4 protein-coding genes and 1 pseudogene are annotated in these 3,497 nt (G+C 72.6%); all 5 read left to right on the top strand.

Translation table 11 applies throughout. From position 1 onward, the window contains the following. A pseudogene (locus ROTAS13_RS21250) lies at positions 1 to 352 on the top strand (phosphoadenosine phosphosulfate reductase); the annotation flags it as partial. Positions 353 to 421: 69 nt separating this feature from the next. Next, complete coding sequence (locus ROTAS13_RS21245; protein ID WP_051544301.1) at positions 422 to 1,036, top strand: DUF6927 domain-containing protein; 615 nt, start codon at positions 422 to 424, stop codon at positions 1,034 to 1,036. Positions 1,037 to 1,175: 139 nt separating this feature from the next. Further along, positions 1,176 to 1,499: a hypothetical protein gene (locus ROTAS13_RS21240; RefSeq protein WP_115359416.1), complete on the top strand. Its 324-nt coding sequence runs from the start codon at positions 1,176 to 1,178 to the stop codon at positions 1,497 to 1,499. A 230-nt stretch (positions 1,500 to 1,729) separates the two neighbouring features. Next, positions 1,730 to 1,996, top strand: coding sequence for a hypothetical protein (locus tag ROTAS13_RS21235; RefSeq protein ID WP_027297313.1), 267 nt, complete (start codon positions 1,730 to 1,732; stop codon positions 1,994 to 1,996). A 131-nt stretch (positions 1,997 to 2,127) separates the two neighbouring features. Then, entirely contained in the window at positions 2,128 to 3,465 is a 1,338-nt protein-coding gene (locus ROTAS13_RS21230) for an N-6 DNA methylase (RefSeq protein WP_075823326.1), read from the top strand. The last annotated feature ends 32 nt before the right edge of the window (positions 3,466 to 3,497 follow it).

Below are 3,497 nucleotides of genomic sequence, written 5' to 3'. Positions count from 1 at the left end.
TTCGCCTTACGGTGGAGCTGTGCGTAGATGTGATCAAGAGACAGGCTGGTCGCGGCTGTCCTGCATGTCCTGCATCTTCGGGTCGGCCTCGCAGTGGGCGACGATCCGCCTGATCGCGCCGGTCCTGTTCGAGCGCATCGCGGCCTACGAGGAGCGCTTCGGCCGCACCATCCAGCGCGCCCGCTCCGTTCGCGCGCTGGCCGATCTCGGCCGCCCCTATCCCGCCGCCCTCGCGCGACCCGATCTCGTCTCCCTCGCCCTGAGCACGCTCTGGGACCTGCCGATCCTCGGCCCGCCCGCAGGCTGGACGCATCCGGCCGGCGCCTTCGGCGAGGCCGCCGGCCCGACCTGAACCCTGCACGGGCGGCCGCACCCGGCTCCGCGCGATGCCACCACCCCGACCGAACACAAAGGAGGCCCCATGGGCTGGCTCGTTTCCGATCGCCCGCTCGTCCGCGAGACGCCGGCAGAGCACCTGACACGCGACTACACGACCGACGACGAGCACGGCCGCACCGAGGTCCTGGCCGCATCGCAGGTCGGCCGCGCGGTCTACATGGCGGTACGCCGGACGGAGAAGGCCGGTCCGCGTGCCGGCCGTCCCTATGTCTTCGCCGCCGTGATCCTGGTGTTCAACAACGCCCGGGACGGCTTCGGCCGCAAGGACATGGACGAGACCGCTGGCCCCTGCGAGGTGGCCTGCCCACCCCGCATCATGGCGCTCCTTTCCCCGGTCGAGGAGCTGCCATCGCCCGGCTACGCGGCCGACTGGCGCGCGCGGGTGGACTCAGCCCGGCTGGAGCGGCGCGGGGTCGCCGCCAGCAGGAAGCATCTGCTCCCGGGTCAGCGGGTGCGGCTGACCGAGCCCCTGAGTTTCTGCAAGGGCGCCGTGGTCGCCACCGAGTTCGAGGTGGTGCCGACGCCCGCCGGACGGCGAGGCCCGATCTTCCGGCCGGTCGGGCATGCTTTCCTGTGCCGCCTGCCCTCGCGCCTCCTGACCGTGGCCATGACGGTCCCGGCCCCGGCGGTGACGTGATCCCCAGGGAGGATGCACCGGACCCGGTGCCGGGACCGGGGCCGCATCCCCTCGACAGCTGCGAGGACCGCTGTCGCCTGCGGCTGACGCTGCGCGACGGCCGCGTGATCGAAGGCCTGCACAATGCCGTCCCCCCGAGGTGCGGACCGACCCGTTCTCGGTCCCGAACATGCTCGCCGCGCTGCTCGGGCGGGGCCTCAAGGCACAAATCACCCGATTGGGTGACCCGTCGCATCAGCGCGGCCACATCCAGGTGGAGATGCCCGTGAAGGGCCGGGCGCGCTTCGTGCTGATCGGGGAGCCACGCCACGGCACGATCGGCTGGCGGGCGGTCTGGGACGGCAACGACAGCAAGCCCGGCCTTCGGCGGCGGCGACTGTCCGAGGCGACCGAGGCCTACCGCCGGATGCTCGCGGCCATGCGGGAGGGGTGCCGCTCCGTCCAACCGGACCTGTTCGGCTGAACCATACCCTCCTGTGCTCATGGGCGCCTGTCCTCATGAACACATGAGGGAATGAGGAAAGGAGGGGAGACGGGGCAGGACGAGGAGATGGGCGCTGCCACCGCGCTCCGGGGCGCGGCAAGGGTGCGTCGGCTACCGCCTCCCGCCGCTGCGCGGCGCCCTTGCCCCGCCCCGGACCGGGCGGCCGGCTCGGAAGTGTCTTGAGAGACAGGATACGAGGAGAGCAGGGCATGAGGCAGCGATACAGGGTCTGGCTGGAGGGGCTGGACGAGCGCAGCCGGGCGCTGGTGCGCCTCGGCGGTGCCTGGTCCCAGCGCCACTGGGCCAACACCGGCTTCTTCGACGTTCCCGGCCAGGTGATGCGGGATCTGGTCGCGGCAGGCTACGCCGAGAGCCGCAAGCCATCCCCGAATTGCCCCACCGAGTACCGTGGGCTGCCGCCGGCGGTGTTCGCCGCGCAGCCGATCAAGCGGACCAGCCCCGCCTTCGGCACCTGAGCCGCTGACGGGCGCCTGAGCGCCCGGACCGCGGACCCTACGAACCCCCACCACGCAGAACGCCGCCGCGCCAACCCGGTCGCCCCTTCGGGCCACCGGGCGCTCGCGCGTGCGCGCACGGAGCCGATCCCATGGCCAAGGCCGCCCCGTCCTCCCAGCTCAGCCTGTTCGATACCACCGCGCTCTCCTCGCCCTTCTCGCTGTTCGGCGACGGCGGCGGCGGCCTCCTGCCTGCCGCGGGAGGCGAGGACGACGAGGAGGAGAGCGCGTCGGCGCCGCTCGCGCCCGCCATCCCGCGCGTGGTGGCCCGGGACTTCCGACTCACCACCGAACGCGGCCTCGCCGCCGGCTGGAAGGCCCGCGCGGCCGACAACCTGGCCGCCATCCGGCTGATGCAGCGGATCGAGGGCGAGACCCGGCCGGCCACGGCCGAGGAGCAGGCGATCCTGGCGCGCTTCGTCGGCTACGGGGCAGGCGATCTCGCCAACACCCTGTTCCGCCGCCCTGGCGAGGACTGGCGCGACGGCTGGGCCGAGCAGGGGGATGGGCTGGAGCAGGCAGTGTCGGCCAGCGAGCACGCCTCTCTCAGCCGCTGCACGCAATATGCCCACTTCACCCCGGAATACATCGTGCGGGCAGTCTGGGCCGGCCTGGGCCGCATGGGCTTCCGGCGCGGTGCCATCCTGGAGCCGGGCTGCGGCACCGGCCAGTTCCTGGCCCTGCGCCCGGATGGGATCGAGGACTGCTCGGCCGTCACCGGCATCGAGATGGACCCGGTGACCGCCCGCATCGCGGCGTTGCTGTATCCGAAGGCCTGGATCCGCAACGAGGATTTCTGCCGCGCGAAGCTGGTCGAGAATTACGACCTCGCCATCGGCAACCCGCCCTTCTCGGACCGCACCGTGCGCGCCGAGGACCCGGCTGGCCGGCTCGGCCTCAAGCTGCACGACTACTTCATCGCCCGCGCCGTGGAGCGCCTGCGGCCGGGTGGGCTGGCCGCCTTCGTCACCAGCCACGGCACCCTGGACAAGGTGGACCCGAAGGCACGCGAGCACATCGCCGGCATGGCCGACCTGGTGGGCGCCATCCGTCTGCCGGCGGGTTCTTTCGCGGCGGCGGCCGGCACGGACGTGGTGGTGGACATCCTGTTCCTGCAGCGTCGCGAGCGCGGCGCCGCCCCGAACGGGGTGGAGTGGGTGCATCTCGCCGAGGTGGTCCCGGCCACCGACGGCGAGGCCGCCATCCACGCCAACGCCTGGTTCGCGACGCACCCGGAGATGGTGCTGGGCCGCCACGGGTGGACCAGCGGGCCGTTCGGCCTTGCCTACGACTGCGCCCGCGACGGCCGCGACCTCGACGCCGCCCTGGCCGAGGCCATCGCCCGACTGCCCGAAGGCATCCACCAGCCCCCGGCCACCGCCGCGGCGCCCGTGCGGGCCGCGAAGCCCACCGTGCAGGCTGTCTCTTGATCACATCTACGCACAGCTCCACCGTAAGGCGA

The sequence above is a fragment of the Roseomonas sp. TAS13 genome (genome assembly GCF_001950415.1).
Classification (GTDB): Bacteria; Pseudomonadota; Alphaproteobacteria; order Acetobacterales; family Acetobacteraceae; genus Roseomonas; species Roseomonas mucosa.
Note: the sequence above shows the minus strand (reverse complement) of the source record. Positions and strands in the feature narration are given on the sequence as shown.